This is a genomic window from Exiguobacterium sp. SH3S3 (assembly GCF_004337115.1).
Classification (GTDB): domain Bacteria; phylum Bacillota; class Bacilli; order Exiguobacteriales; family Exiguobacteriaceae; genus Exiguobacterium; species Exiguobacterium aurantiacum_A.
This window is the reverse complement of the sequence record NZ_SJUU01000004.1, coordinates 95,550-112,170: the sequence shown is the minus strand read 5'-3', so window position 1 is coordinate 112,170 and position 16,621 is coordinate 95,550. Positions and strand designations below refer to the sequence as shown.

The following is a 16,621-nucleotide window of genomic DNA, read 5'->3' as shown; positions in this document are numbered from 1 at the left end:
CGAGGGGCCGCAAAATTGCGGCCCCTCTTTCATTACACCAATCGATTGAAATAGGCGTCCCATTCGACAGCGAACCGTTGCATTTGACGCTCGATGTCCTCAAGCACCGGTTCAAGGTTCTCGACTTCGTTCGTCTCACCGGCGAGTTCAAGTTGTTGGAAACGCGACGCCGTCTCGTCAAGTCCGACCGAATAAGAGGCTCCCTTTAACAAGTGGGCGAGTTGTTCGATTTGTTCATGATCTTTCGTCTCGACCACGCGCTTTAATTCAGGAAACTTCGCCTCGAACTGCGCGACGTAAGTCTCGGCAATCTTTTTCAGAAAATCTTTATTTCCACTTGCGATTTGATGGAGCTCTGCTAATTTATCTTCGTTAAACAGAGCGTTTTGGGGTGTTTGAGTCATCTCCATCCCTCCTTCTACTCATTCCTTCTGACATTCTAACTCACTGTAGGATGTTTTCGAGAGAAAACAAAAAATCTCCTTCTTTGCGATTGCACTCTCCTACTCGCCTACCTATAATAAAGTTGAGCTAAGGTAGGAGGAAGATTATGCTAACGATTTACCGTACCGACGCATCTGGTCGCGTTCACGAGATCGAAGACTTTGACAAAGGAAGCTGGATCCAACTCGTCAACCCGACGAAAGACGAGGCCGATCAAGTCATTGCCGCCTCCGGCATTCCTGAAGACTTCGTGTATGACCCACTTGATATCGAAGAAAAGCCGCGTTTTGAGAAAGATGACGAAGGCCTGCTCATGATCATTGACGTTCCATACGTTGAAGAAGACGATACGGGACGTGCCTATAATACGATCCCACTCGGTATCATCGTCACGGGACGACATTTCATCACCGTCTGTTCGCGTGACCTCGATGTACTCAACTTGTTCGCTAACGGCAAAGCCCGCTTGTTCCGGACAAACTATCGTAGCCGGTTCGTCTTCCAGATTTTGCACCGAGTCAGCATGACGTACTTGCGGTTCCTTCGCCAGATCGACCGGCGAATGGAAGAGCTAGAGCAAGAACTTCAACGTTCGATGCGAAATCAGGAAATTTTCCAGTTGATGAACTTACAGAAGTCGCTCGTCTACTTCATGACATCGCTCAAAGCGAATGACAGCGTCCTCGACCGCATCGTCAAGACGCCGAGTCTTGAGAAGCATGAAGAGGACGAAGACTTGTTAGAAGACGTATTCGTCGAGCATCGTCAGGCGATGGAGATGGCCTCGATTTATAACGACATCATCAGCATTAAGATGGATGCGTTCGGGTCGATCATCTCGAACAACGTCAACTTCGTCATGAAGTTCTTGGCGTCGATCACGATCGTGCTCAGCATTCCGACGATGATTTCCGGGATCTTTGGGATGAACGTCCAAGTCCCGTTCGAAGGTCAATCAATCGGTTTCGTGTTCGCACTTGCCATGATGGTCGGTTTTTCGAGTCTCGCCTTTTATATTTTATGGCGGAAACGTTATTTCTAGACAAAAGGATGAAATCGTCATGAGCGACGGTCTCATCCTTTTGTCGTTTAAGTTAGCTTTACCGTGACGAGGCACAAGTCGTCGTCAATCTCGATTTTCGGGACGAGCCGTTCGGCAACGTGACGGGCATAATCTAAGCCGTACGTGGCGATGTCTTTTTCAAGCCAACGGATGCCGTCATCGATGTCTTTGCTATAACATTCCATCAGTCCGTCCGTGTACATATGCAGGACCATACCTGGCGTGATCTTGATTTCTTTCGATTCATAATTCGGTTCCTCGAACATGCCGACCGGCACCCCAGTCGTCTCGAGACGAGTCATCCCTTCCGGAGACGTCACGATCACAGGCGGATGGCCGGCATTGACATACTCGATGCGTTGATTCGTCGTATCGATGTAACAATAGACGGCCGTGAAATAACTTTGCATATCGTCGCCTGAAAACAGGAACGTCATCTGTCGGTTCAGTTCGGTCATGACGTCGACCGGGTACTGGACGTTGGCGACAAGGCCTGGCAAGATCGAGCGGATTCCCATCGTGATCAAGGCTGAAGACACGCCGTGACCCATCACGTCGAAAATGATGACACCGTAACGATCAGGCGCGACTTGGAACCAGGCGTACATGTCACCCGCCAATTTTTTAGATGGCAGGTACAGCGCCCGCATATCGATTTCCGCGCTACTGATTGGTGGGGTCAGTGCGCTCTGCTGAATCTTTTGGGCCAAATCCAGGTCATATTGGAGACGAGCCTCATATTTTTTCCGTTCATCGACGGCCGCTTTGTAACGGAGCGCCGAGCGAATCCGGGCGAGGAGTTCGGTGATTTTGATCGGCTTCGTCGTATAGTCGGACGCTTCAGCATCTAGCCCTTCGGCAATTTGCTTCTCTTCGGTCCGGCCCGACACCATGATTACCGGCAGTTCTTCATATCCTGTCATTTGTCGAATCCGTTTGCACGTTTCAATCCCTGAGATGCCGGGCATCTCGACATCGAGCAGGACGAGGTCATACAGCGACGGGGCTTGCGGGTCCATGAGGAGCGCGAGAGCATCTTCACCACTTGAGACCGAGACCGTCTCATAATCGTGTTGATGCAATAATTGTTCGAGAACCATCGTATTGACCGGTTCGTCGTCGACAATCAAAATCGCCATAGTCATCCCTACCTTCTCTGTCAGTGTTCTTCTATATGTTATTGTATCATATCTAATCAAGAGACCAACCATTTCAAACCTGTAACAGTTGTGAGAGGCTCAAACATGGAGAACGTCTCAGCTTTTTGTCATACTAAAAGAAAGAAAGCGAGGAATGCGCCATGGGATGGATATTTGCCGTAAGTGGATTGATCATTTTGCTCGTCTTGATCGCCTCTGTCGTCGTCATCCAAAAAGGATACGCCTACAAAGACAACAAAGATGACATCGTTCTCGACTACGATGAGATTAATCGTCGCATCACCGAACAAGATCAGCAGGACAAATAGAGCCATCCACGACGGATGGCTCTATTTTTATCAAAATTAGGCGAGAATACGCCCACTTCTAAACGACGAACATCCAGGGCAAGTCTCAACTTCCTGAGGTGTCGATCGTCGGCAACCGGCTCAAGCTGCCGAAGTTGAAGTGGGTCCGGTTCGCCAACTCGAAGCAGGTCGAGGGCCGTATCTTGAACGCCACGATCCGACGTAACGCCTCAGGCAAATACTTCGTCTCCCTCCTCGTCGAGCAGGAAATCGACGAACTGCCGAAGACCGGCTCAACCGTCGGCGTCGACGTCGGGCTCAAGAACTTCGCCATCCTGTCCGACGGCACGGTGTACCAAAACGACCGCTACTTTCGCACGCTCGAGAAGAAACTGGCACGTGAGCAGCGCAAGCTCTCCCGTCGTCGGCTCATCGCCCTGAACCGGAACATCAAGCTGTCGGAGGCGAAGAACTATCAGAAACAGAAACGGAAGGTCGCCTGCATCCATGAGAAGATCGCCAACAAGCGCACCGACTTCCTGCACAAGGTATCGACCGAGATCGTCAAAAACCACGACATTATCGGCATCGAGACCTTGCAGGTGAAGAACATGCAGAAGAACCGCGCGCTCAGCAAGTCCATCTCGGAGGTGAGTTGGTCGGAGTTCTTCCGCATGCTCGAATACAAGGCGGACTGGTACGGCAAGACCGTCGTGAAGGTCGGGAAGACCTTCGCCTCGAGCCAGCTCTGTTCGAGTTGCGGTCATCGACACAAAGACGTGAAGCATCTTGGTCTGCGTGAGTGGACATGCCCGGGCTGCGGGACCCACCACGACCGCGATGTGAACGCAGGACTGAACCTCAAACGAGAGGCTCGGCGTATCTTCGCCTCTTCAACCGTCGGGACGACGGGGCTAGCCTGATCAGGTTTCGACTGTTAGGTCGGATAACTCAGGAATCCTCCCCCTCTAAGCGAAGCGTAGGTGGGGGTAGTTCAATTGAACTCGAAGCGTATCGCCCCTTTTTCAAGATAGAGCGTGGCCTCAAACGTCTTGTCGCCTTTTTTGAACGCATGAACATTTGACTGCCCGCCGTTGATCATCTGTTTCAGTTCATCTTTCGCGAGTCCGACACCGAGCACTTGTTTTGACACGGTGAATTTGCACCCTTCGCGGTAGCCGCTGCAACCGATGAACTTCGGATGCTCGACGAGTCCTTTTCCACAGCTCGGACAGACGCCAAACGACGCTTTTGGCCGCGAGGCAGATTTCTTCCCGAATCGTCTCGGTTCAATCGTATAGCCTTCCGGATTCGCCGCCGCGACTCTCGCTTTGGCTTCTTCGACGAGATGAATCGACATCTTTTTCGCCTGGTCGATGAATTCGGCCGCAGACGCAGACGCCTGTCCGATCTCATGGAGCCGCTTCTCCCATTTCGCGGTCATGGCCGGCGAGGCGAGAATGCTGTCGCCGAGCACATCGATTAACAGACGGCCTTTATCGGTCGGAACGAGCTCTTTCTTTTGAAGTTCAACATAACCCCGCTTCTTCAAGCCGTCGATTATGTTCGCCCGAGTCGCTTCCGTGCCGAGCCCCTCGACTTCTTTCATGATATGGATCAGTTCCTCGTCGTCGAGCTGTTTCCCGGCGACTTTCATCGCCATGATGAGCGCGCCTTCCGTATACCGTTTTGGAGGCTCTGTCTGTTTCGATAACACTTCGACTTTCTTTTCAGTCAACGGCTCACCGGTTGTCAGCACCGGAAGCTCGACGTCTTTTGACTTCATCTCGACGACTTGACGGTACCCGGGGCTGACAACGACCGTCCCTTTTGCCCGGTATAAGTCTTCCCCGTCCATCAAGTCGACGGTCGTCTTCTCGAGTTTGGCCGAGGGGGCGAACGCCGCCAGAAAGCGGCGGTTGATCAAGTCATACAGTTTCGCCTCATCCCCGCTAAGTCGACCCACATCGCCGCACGCTTCGGTCGGAATGATCGCATAGTGATCGCTCACTTTTTTCGCGTTGACGTAGCGGCTGTTCCGGGACGGGTTCTCGGTCAACACGTCAGCGAGTCCAGCATATGCCGCAGACTTCAACAGCCGTGCTTTCGTCTGCGGGAACAGCGTCGCCTCGTCGGGCGTGACGAAACTAGAATCTGTCCGCGGATAACTGATCCACCCTTTCGTATACAACTTTTGGGCGATATCGAGCGTCTTCTTCGCCCCGAAGCCGAACCGTTTGCCGGCCTCGGCCTGGAGACCCGATAAGCTGAACCAGAACGGTGGGTGTTCCGTCTTGTCTTCCTTATCAATCGACCGCACGACCGCCGTTCCGGTCGATCGGTCGACGACGGCGTCAGCTTGTTCACGCGTCTTCAGTTTCGTCGTCTTTCCAAGTGTGTATTTCGCTTTGAACGTGCCCCGTCCTTTTTGGAGCGTCGCTTCGACCTCGAAGTACGCCTCCGGGACGAACTGTTTGATCTCGCGCTCTCGATTGACGATCAAGGCGAGCGTCGGTGTCTGGACGCGGCCGAGTGAGAACACGTCTTCGATGCCAATCGTCTTCAAGAGCGTCGTATATGCGCGCGATGCGTTCATACCGACGAGCCAGTCGGCACAGGCACGACTCATCGCCTCATGGTAATACGGAATCGTCTGCTCTCCCGGCAACAGCTGCGCGAAGCCGCGGTCGACCGCCTGCTCGGTCAAACTCGAGATCCATAAGCGCTCGAGCGGTTTTTTGTTGCCGGCAAGGCGCAAGATGAGACGAACGATCGCCTCTCCTTCCCGCTCGGCGTCAGAAGCGATGATGACGTCCGTGATCGAGCGGTCGTGGAGCCATTTTTTGATTGTCTGGAACGGCTTCGACTTGCCCTTCGAGATGCGATAGTCGAACCGGTCTGGGACAATCGGAAGTGATTCATACTTCCAAGACTTCCACTCCGGGCGGTAGTGGGACGGCTCTTGGAGTTCACATAAGTGGCCAACTGCCCAAACGACGATGGCACCTTCCGGGAAACGTTGGCATGCCGCGATTTCAATCTCGTCTTTTCTCTTTTTTGATGGATACGGCGCCGCCAGCTTTTGTGCCTGCGACGGTTTCTCCGCAATGATTAATCTCATGTGATCCCTACTTTCGTTGTCGTTCGAACGATCTCGTCGAAACGACACTTTCGAAAAAGAATGTTTTTTCTCGTATGTTTCATTATATCATTAGAGGAATATGTACAAAACCAAAGGGGGATGCCTGTTGTCTTATTTAATTTTATTTGCCGCCGTCTTTTTCCTGTCGACGAGCGTCTTGTTCGTCAAATGGACGTCCGCTCCGGCGGAGACGGCCGCTTTCTACCGCATGCTGTTCTCGAGCCTCATGTTGTTACCGTTTCTCGATTACCGCTCGCTCTTCTCGTTACGCTCGAACACCCGCTACGCGATCTTGCTCAGCGGGACGCTCCTCGCCTTCCATTTCTGGCTCTGGTTTTTATCGCTCGACTACACGACCGTCGCAAGTTCGACGTTGTTCGTGACGTCGAGCCCGATTTTCGTCCTCATCGGGAACGCCCTGTTCTTTAAAAAACATCCGACCCGAAAAGGTTTGGCATTTGCACTCGTCGCCGTCCTCGGCGGCATGCTCGTCGCGGCCGGTGATATCCAAATCGGTCGCGACGCGCTCTACGGGGATGTGCTCGCGCTTCTCGCCGCCTTGTTGATCGCCGGCTACTGGCTCGTCGGTCAACACATTCGGACCGAGATGAAGACGAACGACTACTCGTTCAGCGTCTATTTCGTCGCCACGTTCGTTCTCGGTTTCATGTTGCTCGTTCGGGACACGACGTTCGTCGGCTTCGAAGGAGTGAATTGGTGGTATTTCATCGCCCTCGCCTTCTTCCCGACGCTCCTCGGCCATAACTTGTTCAACTACGCCCTCGCCCGCGTCAGTGCGACCGTCGTCAGCATCACCATTCTCGGCGAGGCGCTCTGGGGCATGCTATTCGGCTTCGTCTTCTTCGAGGAACGGCTCGGCGTGATGCAATGGATCGGCGCGGCCGTTTTGCTCGGTGGGATTTACTTGTTCCTAAAAGAAGACGCCCGTTCAACAAGAACGGACGTCGTTTCATAAATTGGTCGCTTTCGCTTTCGCTTCCACCTCATCTTCTGACGGACGGAACAGCAGTTTCCGGTCCCAAATCGCCATGCCGATCGCTGTCAGGAAGGTCAAGCCGTCGGCGATTGGGAAGGCGAGCCACACACCGAACACACCGAAGAAGTTCGGTAAGATAAAGACGAGCGGAATCGTATAAAGCGTCTGCCGAGACAACGACAAGAACATCGCGACCCGGGCTTTCCCGAGTGATTGATAGATGCCGTTGACGAGCATTTGGACGCTCGTTAAGAACGAGACAGCGAACAGGACATGAATCGCCGTCACCCCGCCAGCAATCAAGTTCGCGTCGGACGTGAACATGCGCATGAGCGGTTCTGGGAACAGCTGGAGCGTCAGCCAGATGAAGACCGCAATCGCGATCCCAGCCCGTAGCGCCGTCCAAATCGTCTCGCGCATCCGCTCGAACTGTCGCGCCCCGAAGTTATAGCCGACTATCGGTTGCATGCCTTGGACGATGCCCATGATCGGCATTCCGACGAGCGCCATGAACTTATTCAAAATGGCGAACGTGGCCAATTCTTGGGTCCCACCATACGTCCCGAGCATGATGTTGACGAAGACGAACAAGATCGATTGCGACACCATCATGACGAACGAGGATGACCCGATTGCCATAATCTCCTTCAATTCGCCGAACCGCAGCCGAAACTTCCGCCATTGGAAGTCGAGCTCGGTTCGGCGATTTTTTGCGAAAAAGAAGCGTAACATGAGCACCGACCCGACGACTTGAGCGAGTGCCGTCGACCAGGCCGCCCCGTAAATACCCCATCCGAACGTGAAGATGAACAGCGGCGTCGACACCAAGTTGACGACGACGGTCGTGAGCATCACTTTCATCTGATAAGGTGCCTGTCCTTCGGCCCGTACCATCGCGCTCGCCGCGAGCGTGAACATGAAGAACGGCGAACTGATCAGCGTGACCGATAAGTATTGACGACTCAATTCCATGATCTCCGACGTCGCCCCGAACACGGTCAAGATCGAATCGAGCATGAAGATGGCCGAACTGACCGCGAACGCGGCGAACACACCAACGAGCACGAGCACGTTCATGAACGTGACGGCGGCACCGGCGTCGTCTCCTTTGCCGAGTTTCCGCGAACTGATCGAGGCCCCGCCGAGACCGACCGCACTCGAGACGGCCATCAGAATCATTTGAATCGGGAACGCGATCCCGATCGCGGCCACCGCAGCCGGTCCGATGCCACGCGAGACGAAAATCGTGTCAATTATATTATAGAGCGCCGTCACCAGCATACCGATCATCGCCGGCAGCGACAGCTTAAACAGCAGGCGTCCGATCGGATCGGTCCGAAGTTGCTCCGTGTTCTGATTCATCCTTCCATCCCCTTTTTCGTATATGTTAATAGGGTAGCAAGATTGGATGGAACGGTCGACTATGTTGCCTTGCCGGATGTGTCAACGGGCACTCGAAGCGGGAACTTTCACTGCTGCCGCTTTTCGTTTTCGCATGATGAAGTCGGTCGCGACAGGTTGGTCGACTTTGACGCGTACCGTCATCATCGCCTGGTTCGCCGTCTCGAGCGGCATCCCGGTCTCATCGAACAACTCGTCGATCCGTTGCGTGAAGCGGACGAACCCGGGACCAAAGAATTCGACTTCTTCTCCGCGGCGGAAATGGTTACGCTGCTCGAGCGTCGCCATGCCCGTCGACGCTTCATACGAGATGACGCGCGCTGCGAACGCATATTGCGGGATGGCGCGCGGCTTGCCGAACAGTTGCTCTTTCTCGGTCGGGATGCCGTAATAGAACCCGCTCGCGAGCTCTCGTTGCGCTGCTTTCCAAATCTCTTCTTCCCATGCCGGGTCGAAGACGAATCCTTCAGGATCCCCGCAGTAGGCGTCGATGACTTGACGATAGACGTTACAGACGGTCGCTACGTAATGGATCGATTTCATCCGTCCCTCGACTTTCAAGCTATCGACGCCGGCATCGACCAAATCGGGTATGTGCCGGACCATCGCAAGATCGACCGAACTCATCGAGAACGGTTCCTCATCGCGCGCTGCCATGTCGTCTGTCAACAGCTCATCCGCCTCGAAGAAGCCGTATTTCCAGCGGCACGACTGGGCACAGCCGCCGCGGTTCGCATCGCGGAGCGCCATATGGTTCGACAGCGTGCAACGTCCCGAGTAGGAGATACACATCGCGCCATGGACGAACGCCTCGATCTCGACGTCGACTTGACGTTTCATCTCTTTGATCTCTTCCATCGACACTTCACGGGCGAGGACGATTCGCTCTAGCCCTTCCTCTTGCCAAAAACGGAGCGTCTCGTAGTTCGTCGCCGACGCCTGCGTCGATAAATGGACCGGAAGACCGGGCGCGTCCGTGAGACAGACCTCGATCATGGCCGGATCCGAGACGATGACGGCGTCGATGCCGATGTCACGGAGTCGACAGAAGAAATCGCCCGCGCCATCGATATCCCCTTCATGGGTCACCATGTTCGCGGCGACATACACTTTCGCCCCGCGCGCGTGCGCGAAAGCGACGCCTTCGGCCATCTCCTCGTATCCGAAGTTACCGGCCCGCGAGCGGAGCCCGAACTGTTGACCACCGATAAAGACCGCATCGGCCCCGTAGAGAATCGCCATCTTTAATTTTTCTAAGTTTCCTGCCGGAGCTAGTAGTTCTGGACGTTTTTTCATCTTGATCCCCTCACTTGATCTCTTCTGGATTTCGTAACAACAGTCCGGTCCCAAGCCGGAATTGTTCAGGTTGGAGTTCGGCGAGACGCCGTTCCATGAGCGTGCGGTCGAACTGGCCGTTCAACAAATCCGATCGGGCTTTGTCGAACAGACGGACGATGTCGACGAACGCGTCCCCGGCATGCCACCCTTCGAGTTTCCACGTATGCAGTCCGCCTTTTAAGAGCGCCGGCAATTGACCCATGAGCGTCAAATCTTCGGAGAAGACGTGCGTCCCGTTGTCGTCTTGGTAGACGGGATAGCGACTGTCCGCATCAGACGGTTCGCTCATATAGTACTCGCGCACTTCCGCCTCCTCTCTCGACCGGCCGATCTCATTGAAATAGTTCGTCAATAGCGGTCGTTTCGAGTGATGGATACATGTTGGTCCGTACACTTGAACCTCGACGGGGAGCCCGATCTGCTGTTGAATCATCCCGAGTTCGGTCAGTGTCACTTCACGGGCCGCGACTGCCCCGATGGCGTCGCGCTTACCCCAAAATTGAATGTGTCGCGCCGACGTGACGAGCGTTTGAGCATCGTACCAATAGGGGATATTGGCATTACGGATCAAGCGGATGGCACCTGGGTCGCCCGCCGTCACACTGTCGATCCCGATTTGCTTGAGCGTGTGTAAATAATCCGGTAACGCCTCGATTTGATCGTTATGCATCAAATTATTGACGGCGACCGTCACTTCTTTGCCGTAACGATGGGCGAGCGCTGTGACTTCTCTCACAGCCGGTAACGACCAGTCGCCTTTATGGCGTAACCCGTATTTCGATTCTCCGATATAAATGCGGTCGGAGCCCGCCATGATCAGCGCCTCTGCTTGGTCGACGCTTTGTGCCGTAGTCACTAGCTGAATCATCATTTCGCTTCTTCTCCTGACTTTGTGAGTCTAATCACATATTCTTGATATACTTTAGCACACGTTCAAGCGTGTCGACGAAGCAGGAATTTAACAACTGGTGAAGAAATCAGTAACAATGTATGACTTTTTAATCGAAGGAGTGGACGATTTTGACAAAAACAGCCTTGATTACCGGTGCCTCGACTGGCATCGGTCTAGATCTCGCCGTCTTAGCGGCCCGAGATGGATTTGACTGTATTCTCGTAGCTCGTAGCGAGCCACGGTTACATGAACTCAAAAAAGTACTTGAAAAACGATACACAATTAACGTGCACGTGTTCGCACTCGACCTATCTGAACACAACGCCGTGAAGCGGTTGACGAACGCGATTGACGATGCCGGGCTCACGGTCGATTTTTTAATCAATAACGCTGGTTTCGGTACAGCCGGCGAGTTTATCGAGCTCGATGCGGAAACCGAGGCCGAAGAGGTCCGGTTGAATGTCAACGCCTTGACCGAGTTGACGAAAGCGTACTTGCCTGACATGGTCGCCCGCAATCACGGCTACGTCTTAAACGTCGCCTCTGTCGCCGCATTCCAGCCGGGACCGTATATGGCCGTCTATTACGCGACGAAAGCGTACGTCTTATCACTCACAGAAGCGCTCCATGCCGAGACGAAAGGCACAGGCGTAAACGTCAGCGTCCTTTGCCCGGGTCCGACCGACACCGGTTTCTTTAACCGGGCCGGCAGCGAAATGATGGTATCGAAAATGCCGTCTCATCTCGTCGCTTTCTTCGGTTATAAGGGCGTCATGAAAAATAAACGGGTCATCATCCCGGGCTTGTCGAACCAAGCGCTCGTCGGACTCGCGAAAATTATGCCGCGAGCTGTCAGTCTCGAAATTTTACGTCGATTCCAAAAACCGACAGATGCCTCGGTCGAACAGCTCCCGACATCTTGAACCTAAAAAAGCAGAGCGACTCAAACGTTTGAGTCGCTCTGCTTTTTTAGATTGAGGAATCAGCCGCCATGGCGTGACAGCTGAATCAGACGTCGAATAAAGATAAAAGCTGGTATAACCGTCATGAGCGCCGTCGTGACGACGAGAGACCAGGCGAACACAGCTTCAAGTGTCGCCGCTCGGGCTCGCATCTCCTCGAGAAGATTGACGTTTTGAACGGACAAGACGATCATCAGTGCCGGCCAGACGCTCGAAGCGAGGATGCTCAACATCGCGTATCGTGTCCGAATGAGCCGACGCGACATCAAGAAGATATTGACGGCCATAAACAATAGTCCGATGAAGAGGAACAAACCGATTTCATACATATTGACGTATCCGCCCATGCTCAACCACCTCACTCGAGTAGTACTCATGTTTACCCGTCTTCGCGGACAAATATGCGAACGAATAAATCATGTAGGACGATCAAAAAGAAGACGTTTGCGATTCCGTGCGCCAAATCGAACGGCAAGCTAAGGATGAGCAATTTGATAAAGTCGGCTCCAATCACTTCCGCGAACGACAAGTTCGTCGTCCAGCCGAATAAAAAACCAGAGCCGAGCCCGATTGACCAAAGTAACATGCGCGACCGCAACAAGATCGGTCGTAACAAGTAAACGAGCGTGATCACGAGCAACCAACCGAGAAACTGATACAAAACGAACGGACCGAGGCCGAGTAAAAGTCCCGATAGAAGCGGGACGAATAAAGCGAGCATGCCTGCACTCGTCCATCCAAAATAGAGCGCGGTCAGCATCAATAGTGCGGTCGTCGGTTGCACGTTCGGGATGGCCATGAAAAGCCACCGTCCGATGACGGCGAGCGCGAGAAGCTGTGTCAATACGGAAATAGGTGACTTCGTCCGCTCAAACTTCGACAAAAGTGCGAATGCGGTTATGAGGGCGAGGACGTAAGTGACCATAACGTACTCCGATCCACGTACTGTTCGCGCGTGCCGTCAAACACGACCGCTCCGCTCGCCATACATAAGACATGACCTGCCGCCGCAATCAAGCGTTCATCGTGGGTCGCACATAAAACACGCGCCGTCTCGGCTTTTTGTACGATTGCCGCAACGAAGGCGTCGCGTTCGTTCTCCGACAGTCCGACCGTCGGCTCGTCGAGGACGATGAGTGACGACGTGGACGCGAGTACCGCCTGCAACTGTTCGACCCGTCGATTCAATGATTTTGGGAACGGCCCGTACTCGGGGTCTGCCGGAAGATAGAGCGGCCGCTCTGATAACTTCACTTTCCCGTATAACGGATGCAGGCTCTTCGCCATCAGTTCTAGGAGTGTCGACTTGCCACTGCCGTTCGTCCCGATGCACACGGTTAACCCTGGTCCGTCAGACCGATACGACACGTGTTCGACCGCGTAGGCGGGTTGCAACGGATGACGATAGGACACGTCTTTGACGTTAATCGATGCTTCACTAGACGACTTAACGACCGTGAACGCATGTGTTGCACCGCCTTCACGCGACCGGTCCGTATAAGCAACGCTAATCCCGAGCTGTCCTAGCCGCCGAAGTAGCATCGATAAGTGTTCGCTTCGGAATCGATCGAGATAACGGAACGGCTCGATGAGAACGAGCGCATCGGGATTTTCGCCGAGCACATGAGCGATTCGAACGAGCTGTTGTTCTCCGCTCGAGCATTCATCAAATCGTTTTTTGGACAGATGATCGATTTGTAAGAGCGCTGCCAGTTCGGCGCCGCGCATCGCATCATCACCGGCGAGCAGTGAGGCGACCGAACCGGCGAGCGGGTCATCGAGATTGACGATATGGGCCCGCTCTGAAGCGACCCACTCCTCAATTTGCTGACGTCCGTGCTCTGAGGATAACCAACGCATCTCGCACACCTCCTTTCGTCAAATACGGGTAAAGCAACCAGATGAGTGGTGACCACTTAAGCGCCGCCACAAAGCAAATAAACAGGATGAACAGATGAACGAGATCATCGCCTTGGAATGAACGTAGGCGCGGCAACGCGTAAACGGGTTCACGGCGCTGGCTGTCAATCCCGACGACGATCGCTTCTCGCCAGTCTTGTCGCTGGTGACTGCGGAGCGACAAACGGATGGCCCGTTCCATGGACGGGACGAGCGCCCAAGCACCGTATAGCAACCGGGTCGATTGCGGAAAGCGTCGCAAGAGCGGCAATAGCCGTTCTAATCGCATGAAACGGCTCGCCCAAACCATTCCGAATAAAAACGTCGCCAAGCGGACAATTTGGTCGCTGAGCGCACGGATGGAGACGTCCCACTGGAACAGGATCGGTGCGAGCGAGATCAGCGCGAACGCGACAAGCAGACCGAGCATCGCGACGGGAAAGCGCCGCTCCAACAGTAACAACCCGACCAGCCCGGCGAGCAGACTTAACGAACCGTTCACATGAATCAAGACGTACAGATGGACGAGTAGAAAGAAAAGGAGCGTGACAGCATGTCTACGCTCCCAATCCGCCTCATTCGAAGAAAGAAATCGCATCTTCTTCAAACCGCCATTGGATAATATCGGTGGACTCGACTTCTTTTGCAGCCGCCCCTTCATCGCCAGGGCTGCCGTTAAAGGCATACACCCAGCCAGATGACTGACCGGCCGATTTTTCTTGTATCCCACCGATTGCCGTGACGTAGGTCATCTCCCCGCTTCCGACAGAATCAATCGGCAATTCTGTCGCTTTGAGGGCATCGAGCACCGTCGCCCCATCCTCTAGGCAGACACTTTTCTCATGGTACAACGTCTCTTCCGTCGACGCGTCATAAACGGAAATCGTCGGTTCGACGTCACAAGACTCACTTTGTCCGTTCGACGTCTCTTCTCCGGCACAAGCTGCCAATAAAGGTATCATCACACTCATGATGAGCAATTTTTTCATTGATCCGTCAAATCCTCTCGTTGGTGGATGGAATAGTTGTAAAGAATCGTATATTTTTCGCCTGTCGCTCTGCCTTCACGGGTCAAACCGGTCAATTGAATACTGTTGGCGAGCACAGGTTCTCGTTGGAGCCAGAATTTGACGATTCGTCCGTCCCGGTTGATCATGAGCATCGCTTCGTTCTCGAACGTGTACATGTCGTACAGTCCATCAAATGAGAACTGTAAGAGCGGTGCCTCGACTTGTTTGGCAAAGTCTTCCCACACTGTCCCTCGTACGGCTTCGATCACGTGTTCGAAGTCGACGAGCTTCTCGAAAAAGGCTCGGCCAGAACCTTTGTTCATCTCATCGACTTGACGATATTCAAGTTCCCCTGAGTCGTCATAGTTGATGCGGATTTGCTGGAACGAGCTGTTGCGTTCGACCATGAGCAAATACTCGAGTGATTGCAGTTCACCGTCCCGGTCGACAATCATTTTGCTACGATCGAGCTTGATCACCTCGCCGTTGATCCGGCGTAAAATCGTATCTGTCATCCGGTCGAACGACTCGTCTTGCACCGACACCGGCCCGATTTGTTGAGATTCGGCCCGGAATTCGGATTGGTCGAACAAAGGTACGAACAGTAAAACGATGAAGAAGAAGAAGCCGACGAGCGCCCCGTACCATTTATACCGGCTGTTTCGTTTCGGAAAGAACAAGAATGACATCAAAAATCCGATTGGGATATGAAACCCGCCGATCGGAAACGAAACGATTCCGAGCAACGAGTAGAATAAGAACTTGGCGAAAAAGTTCGGTTCTGGCTCTTTCAACTGATTCAATCTTACACCTAGCAACATGCTGATGACGATGAAACCTAGCCAAACGTATAGTTGTATTGTCACATCAATCCCCCACTATAAACTCGGAAAAGTCGGTTGCCACATGGCTATCCGCAAACCCAGACACGACCTCGGCCTCAAATTCTGCTTCCCGGCCTTGGTAGCGGGCTGAGATATGGGTGACGATCAATCGGCCCGCGCCCGCCTTGTTCGCGAGCATTGCAGCTTCGATCGTCGTCGAGTGACCGTACTGTCTCGCAAGTTTTGACTCCCCTTGCATAAACGTCGCCTCGTGGACGAGGACGTCGGCAGCTTGTGCGAGCACGAATGCATTCTCGCACGGAGTCGTATCCCCTAAGATGGCGACGATCGCTCCACGGACCGATTCTGTGACATATTCTTTAGACGCGTATGTTTTCCCTGCAAATTCAAACGTGTCTGCTTGTTTGATTGTCCGATAGATTGGACCGCTCGGAATACCGAGTGCTCTCACTTTGTCGACGAGGAGCGTCCCCGGACGCGCCGGTGCCTCGATGCGAAACCCGTAAGATGGAAAGCGATGCGCGAGCTTCCGCACCGTGACGAGGTGACCGTCTTGCTCGAACGTGTCCCCGTCCTCATATTCGACAATCGTCAGGTCATAGCCTAAATATGAACCGGTCAGTTTCAACGTCAGCTCGAGCCATTGCTTGATGCCACGCGGCCCGTACAGCGTGAGCGGATCCTTTCCGTCGAGGGCGGAACGCGTCGATAAGAAACCTGGCAACCCGAAGACATGGTCCCCGTGTAGATGCGTGATCCAAACAGCCGATACTTTTCGCGGTTTGATCGTGGTATGGAGAATCTGGTGCTGGGTCGCCTCCCCGCAATCGATCAGCCACGTCTGTTTAGGCAATGTGAGTGCGAGCCCGGAAACGTTCCGTTGTTTCGAAGGCATGCCTGAACCAGTTCCTAAAAAATGTAACTTCATAAATATATTTGTCCTTTCTGCTAGCCTAATCCATGCTATACTTGAGTCACTCGTTGAAAAGGATGTGATCCGTGATGAATAAAGTTGAACATTCCGACGCTTTGTATGAAGTAATTCGGGAACGAGCGACTTCAATGAATCGCAAACACCAACAAGAAGCAGGCACCTCGATCCGAATTCACGACATAGCGACCGAACTTCACTGCTCAGACGAACTCGTTTTAGAATCGTTGGAGTTCGCCGCATAAACACA

Annotated in this window: 18 protein-coding genes and 1 pseudogene; 6 read left to right on the top strand and 13 right to left on the bottom strand. The window is 53.5% G+C overall.

Features of this window, described 5'->3' with window-relative positions; genetic code table 11:
• Window positions 1–32 precede the first annotated feature (32 nt).
• Window positions 33–404, bottom strand: a complete 372-nt coding sequence (locus tag EVJ28_RS05430; protein WP_236634051.1) for an Hpt domain-containing protein — start codon at window positions 402–404, stop codon at window positions 33–35.
• A gap of 146 nt (window positions 405–550) precedes the next feature.
• Here EVJ28_RS05430 and EVJ28_RS05425 point away from each other — a divergent pair, with 146 nt between their 5' ends.
• Entirely contained in the window at window positions 551–1,486 is a 936-nt protein-coding gene (locus EVJ28_RS05425) for a magnesium transporter CorA family protein (RefSeq protein WP_070327095.1), read from the top strand.
• Window positions 1,487–1,533: 47 nt separating this feature from the next.
• Here the strand turns inward: EVJ28_RS05425 and EVJ28_RS05420 are convergent, their stop codons facing one another.
• On the bottom strand, window positions 1,534–2,646 hold the full coding sequence (locus tag EVJ28_RS05420; protein ID WP_070327094.1) for a PP2C family protein-serine/threonine phosphatase: 1,113 nt from the start codon (window positions 2,644–2,646) through the stop codon (window positions 1,534–1,536).
• A gap of 161 nt (window positions 2,647–2,807) precedes the next feature.
• Here EVJ28_RS05420 and ytzI point away from each other — a divergent pair, with 161 nt between their 5' ends.
• The gene (ytzI, locus tag EVJ28_RS05415) at window positions 2,808–2,975 is read left to right on the top strand and encodes a YtzI protein (protein ID WP_131458459.1); all 168 of its coding nucleotides are present in this window, start codon (window positions 2,808–2,810) and stop codon (window positions 2,973–2,975) included.
• Window positions 2,976–3,040: 65 nt separating this feature from the next.
• Window positions 3,041–3,877, top strand: a pseudogene (locus EVJ28_RS05410) (RNA-guided endonuclease TnpB family protein); the annotation flags it as partial.
• A 71-nt stretch (window positions 3,878–3,948) separates the two neighbouring features.
• Here EVJ28_RS05410 and EVJ28_RS05405 read toward each other — a convergent pair.
• Window positions 3,949–6,075, bottom strand: a complete 2,127-nt coding sequence (locus EVJ28_RS05405; RefSeq protein WP_131467887.1) for a DNA topoisomerase III — start codon at window positions 6,073–6,075, stop codon at window positions 3,949–3,951.
• Between the two features lie 127 nt (window positions 6,076–6,202).
• On the opposite strand from EVJ28_RS05405, the gene EVJ28_RS05400 reads away from it, so the two are divergent.
• Window positions 6,203–7,072, top strand: a complete 870-nt coding sequence (locus EVJ28_RS05400) for a DMT family transporter (RefSeq protein WP_236634050.1) — start codon at window positions 6,203–6,205, stop codon at window positions 7,070–7,072.
• Here EVJ28_RS05400 and EVJ28_RS05395 read toward each other — a convergent pair.
• The 3 genes from EVJ28_RS05395 to EVJ28_RS05385 form a co-directional block, all read right to left on the bottom strand.
• Window positions 7,067–8,455 carry an MATE family efflux transporter gene (locus EVJ28_RS05395; protein ID WP_131458465.1) on the bottom strand — a complete coding sequence of 463 codons (1,389 nt, stop codon included), beginning with the start codon at window positions 8,453–8,455 and terminating at the stop codon, window positions 7,067–7,069. The genes EVJ28_RS05400 and EVJ28_RS05395 overlap by 6 nt on opposite strands.
• Window positions 8,456–8,536: 81 nt before the next feature.
• Entirely contained in the window at window positions 8,537–9,790 is a 1,254-nt protein-coding gene (locus EVJ28_RS05390; RefSeq protein WP_131467885.1) for a peptidase U32 family protein, read from the bottom strand.
• Window positions 9,791–9,800: 10 nt separating this feature from the next.
• Window positions 9,801–10,703: a peptidase U32 family protein gene (locus EVJ28_RS05385; protein ID WP_131467883.1), complete on the bottom strand. Its 903-nt coding sequence runs from the start codon at window positions 10,701–10,703 to the stop codon at window positions 9,801–9,803.
• Window positions 10,704–10,849: 146 nt separating this feature from the next.
• On the opposite strand from EVJ28_RS05385, the gene EVJ28_RS05380 reads away from it, so the two are divergent.
• Window positions 10,850–11,647, top strand: coding sequence for an SDR family NAD(P)-dependent oxidoreductase (locus EVJ28_RS05380; RefSeq protein WP_070327908.1), 798 nt, complete (start codon window positions 10,850–10,852; stop codon window positions 11,645–11,647).
• A 59-nt stretch (window positions 11,648–11,706) separates the two neighbouring features.
• Here the strand turns inward: EVJ28_RS05380 and EVJ28_RS05375 are convergent, their stop codons facing one another.
• Genes EVJ28_RS05375 through rnz form a run of 7 tightly spaced genes read right to left on the bottom strand, consistent with a single transcriptional unit; the run spans window position 11,707 to window position 16,368 of the window.
• Complete coding sequence (locus EVJ28_RS05375; protein ID WP_236634049.1) at window positions 11,707–12,048, bottom strand: hypothetical protein; 342 nt, start codon at window positions 12,046–12,048, stop codon at window positions 11,707–11,709.
• A 17-nt stretch (window positions 12,049–12,065) separates the two neighbouring features.
• Window positions 12,066–12,611: a hypothetical protein gene (locus tag EVJ28_RS05370; protein WP_131458471.1), complete on the bottom strand. Its 546-nt coding sequence runs from the start codon at window positions 12,609–12,611 to the stop codon at window positions 12,066–12,068.
• Window positions 12,584–13,546 (bottom strand): ATP-binding cassette domain-containing protein, encoded by a 963-nt coding sequence (locus EVJ28_RS05365; RefSeq protein ID WP_131467880.1) that lies wholly within the window; start codon window positions 13,544–13,546, stop codon window positions 12,584–12,586. Before EVJ28_RS05365 ends, EVJ28_RS05370 begins: the two co-directional genes overlap by 28 nt.
• Window positions 13,506–14,183 carry a hypothetical protein gene (locus tag EVJ28_RS05360; protein WP_131488216.1) on the bottom strand — a complete coding sequence of 226 codons (678 nt, stop codon included), beginning with the start codon at window positions 14,181–14,183 and terminating at the stop codon, window positions 13,506–13,508. The genes EVJ28_RS05365 and EVJ28_RS05360 overlap by 41 nt, the downstream gene beginning before the upstream one ends.
• Window positions 14,161–14,574 (bottom strand): DUF4430 domain-containing protein, encoded by a 414-nt coding sequence (locus EVJ28_RS05355; protein ID WP_131467876.1) that lies wholly within the window; start codon window positions 14,572–14,574, stop codon window positions 14,161–14,163. Before EVJ28_RS05355 ends, EVJ28_RS05360 begins: the two co-directional genes overlap by 23 nt.
• Window positions 14,571–15,461, bottom strand: a complete 891-nt coding sequence (locus EVJ28_RS05350) for a hypothetical protein (RefSeq protein ID WP_131467874.1) — start codon at window positions 15,459–15,461, stop codon at window positions 14,571–14,573. The genes EVJ28_RS05355 and EVJ28_RS05350 overlap by 4 nt, the downstream gene beginning before the upstream one ends.
• A gap of 1 nt (window position 15,462) precedes the next feature.
• Window positions 15,463–16,368, bottom strand: coding sequence for a ribonuclease Z (rnz, locus tag EVJ28_RS05345; protein ID WP_131467872.1), 906 nt, complete (start codon window positions 16,366–16,368; stop codon window positions 15,463–15,465).
• Between the two features lie 74 nt (window positions 16,369–16,442).
• Here rnz and EVJ28_RS14200 point away from each other — a divergent pair, with 74 nt between their 5' ends.
• The gene (locus tag EVJ28_RS14200; RefSeq protein ID WP_173647369.1) at window positions 16,443–16,616 is read left to right on the top strand and encodes a hypothetical protein; all 174 of its coding nucleotides are present in this window, start codon (window positions 16,443–16,445) and stop codon (window positions 16,614–16,616) included.
• Window positions 16,617–16,621 lie beyond the last annotated feature (5 nt).

Bases quoted from the DNA above. Each gene is read 5' to 3' on its own strand.
- EVJ28_RS05430 (WP_236634051.1), bottom strand. From the start codon at position 404: ATGACTCAAACACCCCAAAACGCTCTGTTTAACGAAGATAAATTAGCA.
- EVJ28_RS05425 (WP_070327095.1), top strand. From the start codon at position 551: ATGCTAACGATTTACCGTACCGACGCATCTGGTCGCGTTCACGAGATC.
- EVJ28_RS05420 (WP_070327094.1), bottom strand. From the start codon at position 2,646: ATGGCGATTTTGATTGTCGACGACGAACCGGTCAATACGATGGTTCTC.
- ytzI (WP_131458459.1), top strand. From the start codon at position 2,808: ATGGGATGGATATTTGCCGTAAGTGGATTGATCATTTTGCTCGTCTTG.
- EVJ28_RS05405 (WP_131467887.1), bottom strand. From the start codon at position 6,075: ATGAGATTAATCATTGCGGAGAAACCGTCGCAGGCACAAAAGCTGGCG.
- EVJ28_RS05395 (WP_131458465.1), bottom strand. From the start codon at position 8,455: ATGAATCAGAACACGGAGCAACTTCGGACCGATCCGATCGGACGCCTG.
- EVJ28_RS05390 (WP_131467885.1), bottom strand. From the start codon at position 9,790: ATGAAAAAACGTCCAGAACTACTAGCTCCGGCAGGAAACTTAGAAAAA.
- EVJ28_RS05385 (WP_131467883.1), bottom strand. From the start codon at position 10,703: ATGATGATTCAGCTAGTGACTACGGCACAAAGCGTCGACCAAGCAGAG.
- EVJ28_RS05370 (WP_131458471.1), bottom strand. From the start codon at position 12,611: ATGGTCACTTACGTCCTCGCCCTCATAACCGCATTCGCACTTTTGTCG.
- EVJ28_RS05365 (WP_131467880.1), bottom strand. From the start codon at position 13,546: ATGCGTTGGTTATCCTCAGAGCACGGACGTCAGCAAATTGAGGAGTGG.
- EVJ28_RS05360 (WP_131488216.1), bottom strand. From the start codon at position 14,183: ATGCGATTTCTTTCTTCGAATGAGGCGGATTGGGAGCGTAGACATGCT.
- EVJ28_RS05355 (WP_131467876.1), bottom strand. From the start codon at position 14,574: ATGAAAAAATTGCTCATCATGAGTGTGATGATACCTTTATTGGCAGCT.
- rnz (WP_131467872.1), bottom strand. From the start codon at position 16,368: ATGAAGTTACATTTTTTAGGAACTGGTTCAGGCATGCCTTCGAAACAA.
- EVJ28_RS14200 (WP_173647369.1), top strand. From the start codon at position 16,443: ATGAATAAAGTTGAACATTCCGACGCTTTGTATGAAGTAATTCGGGAA.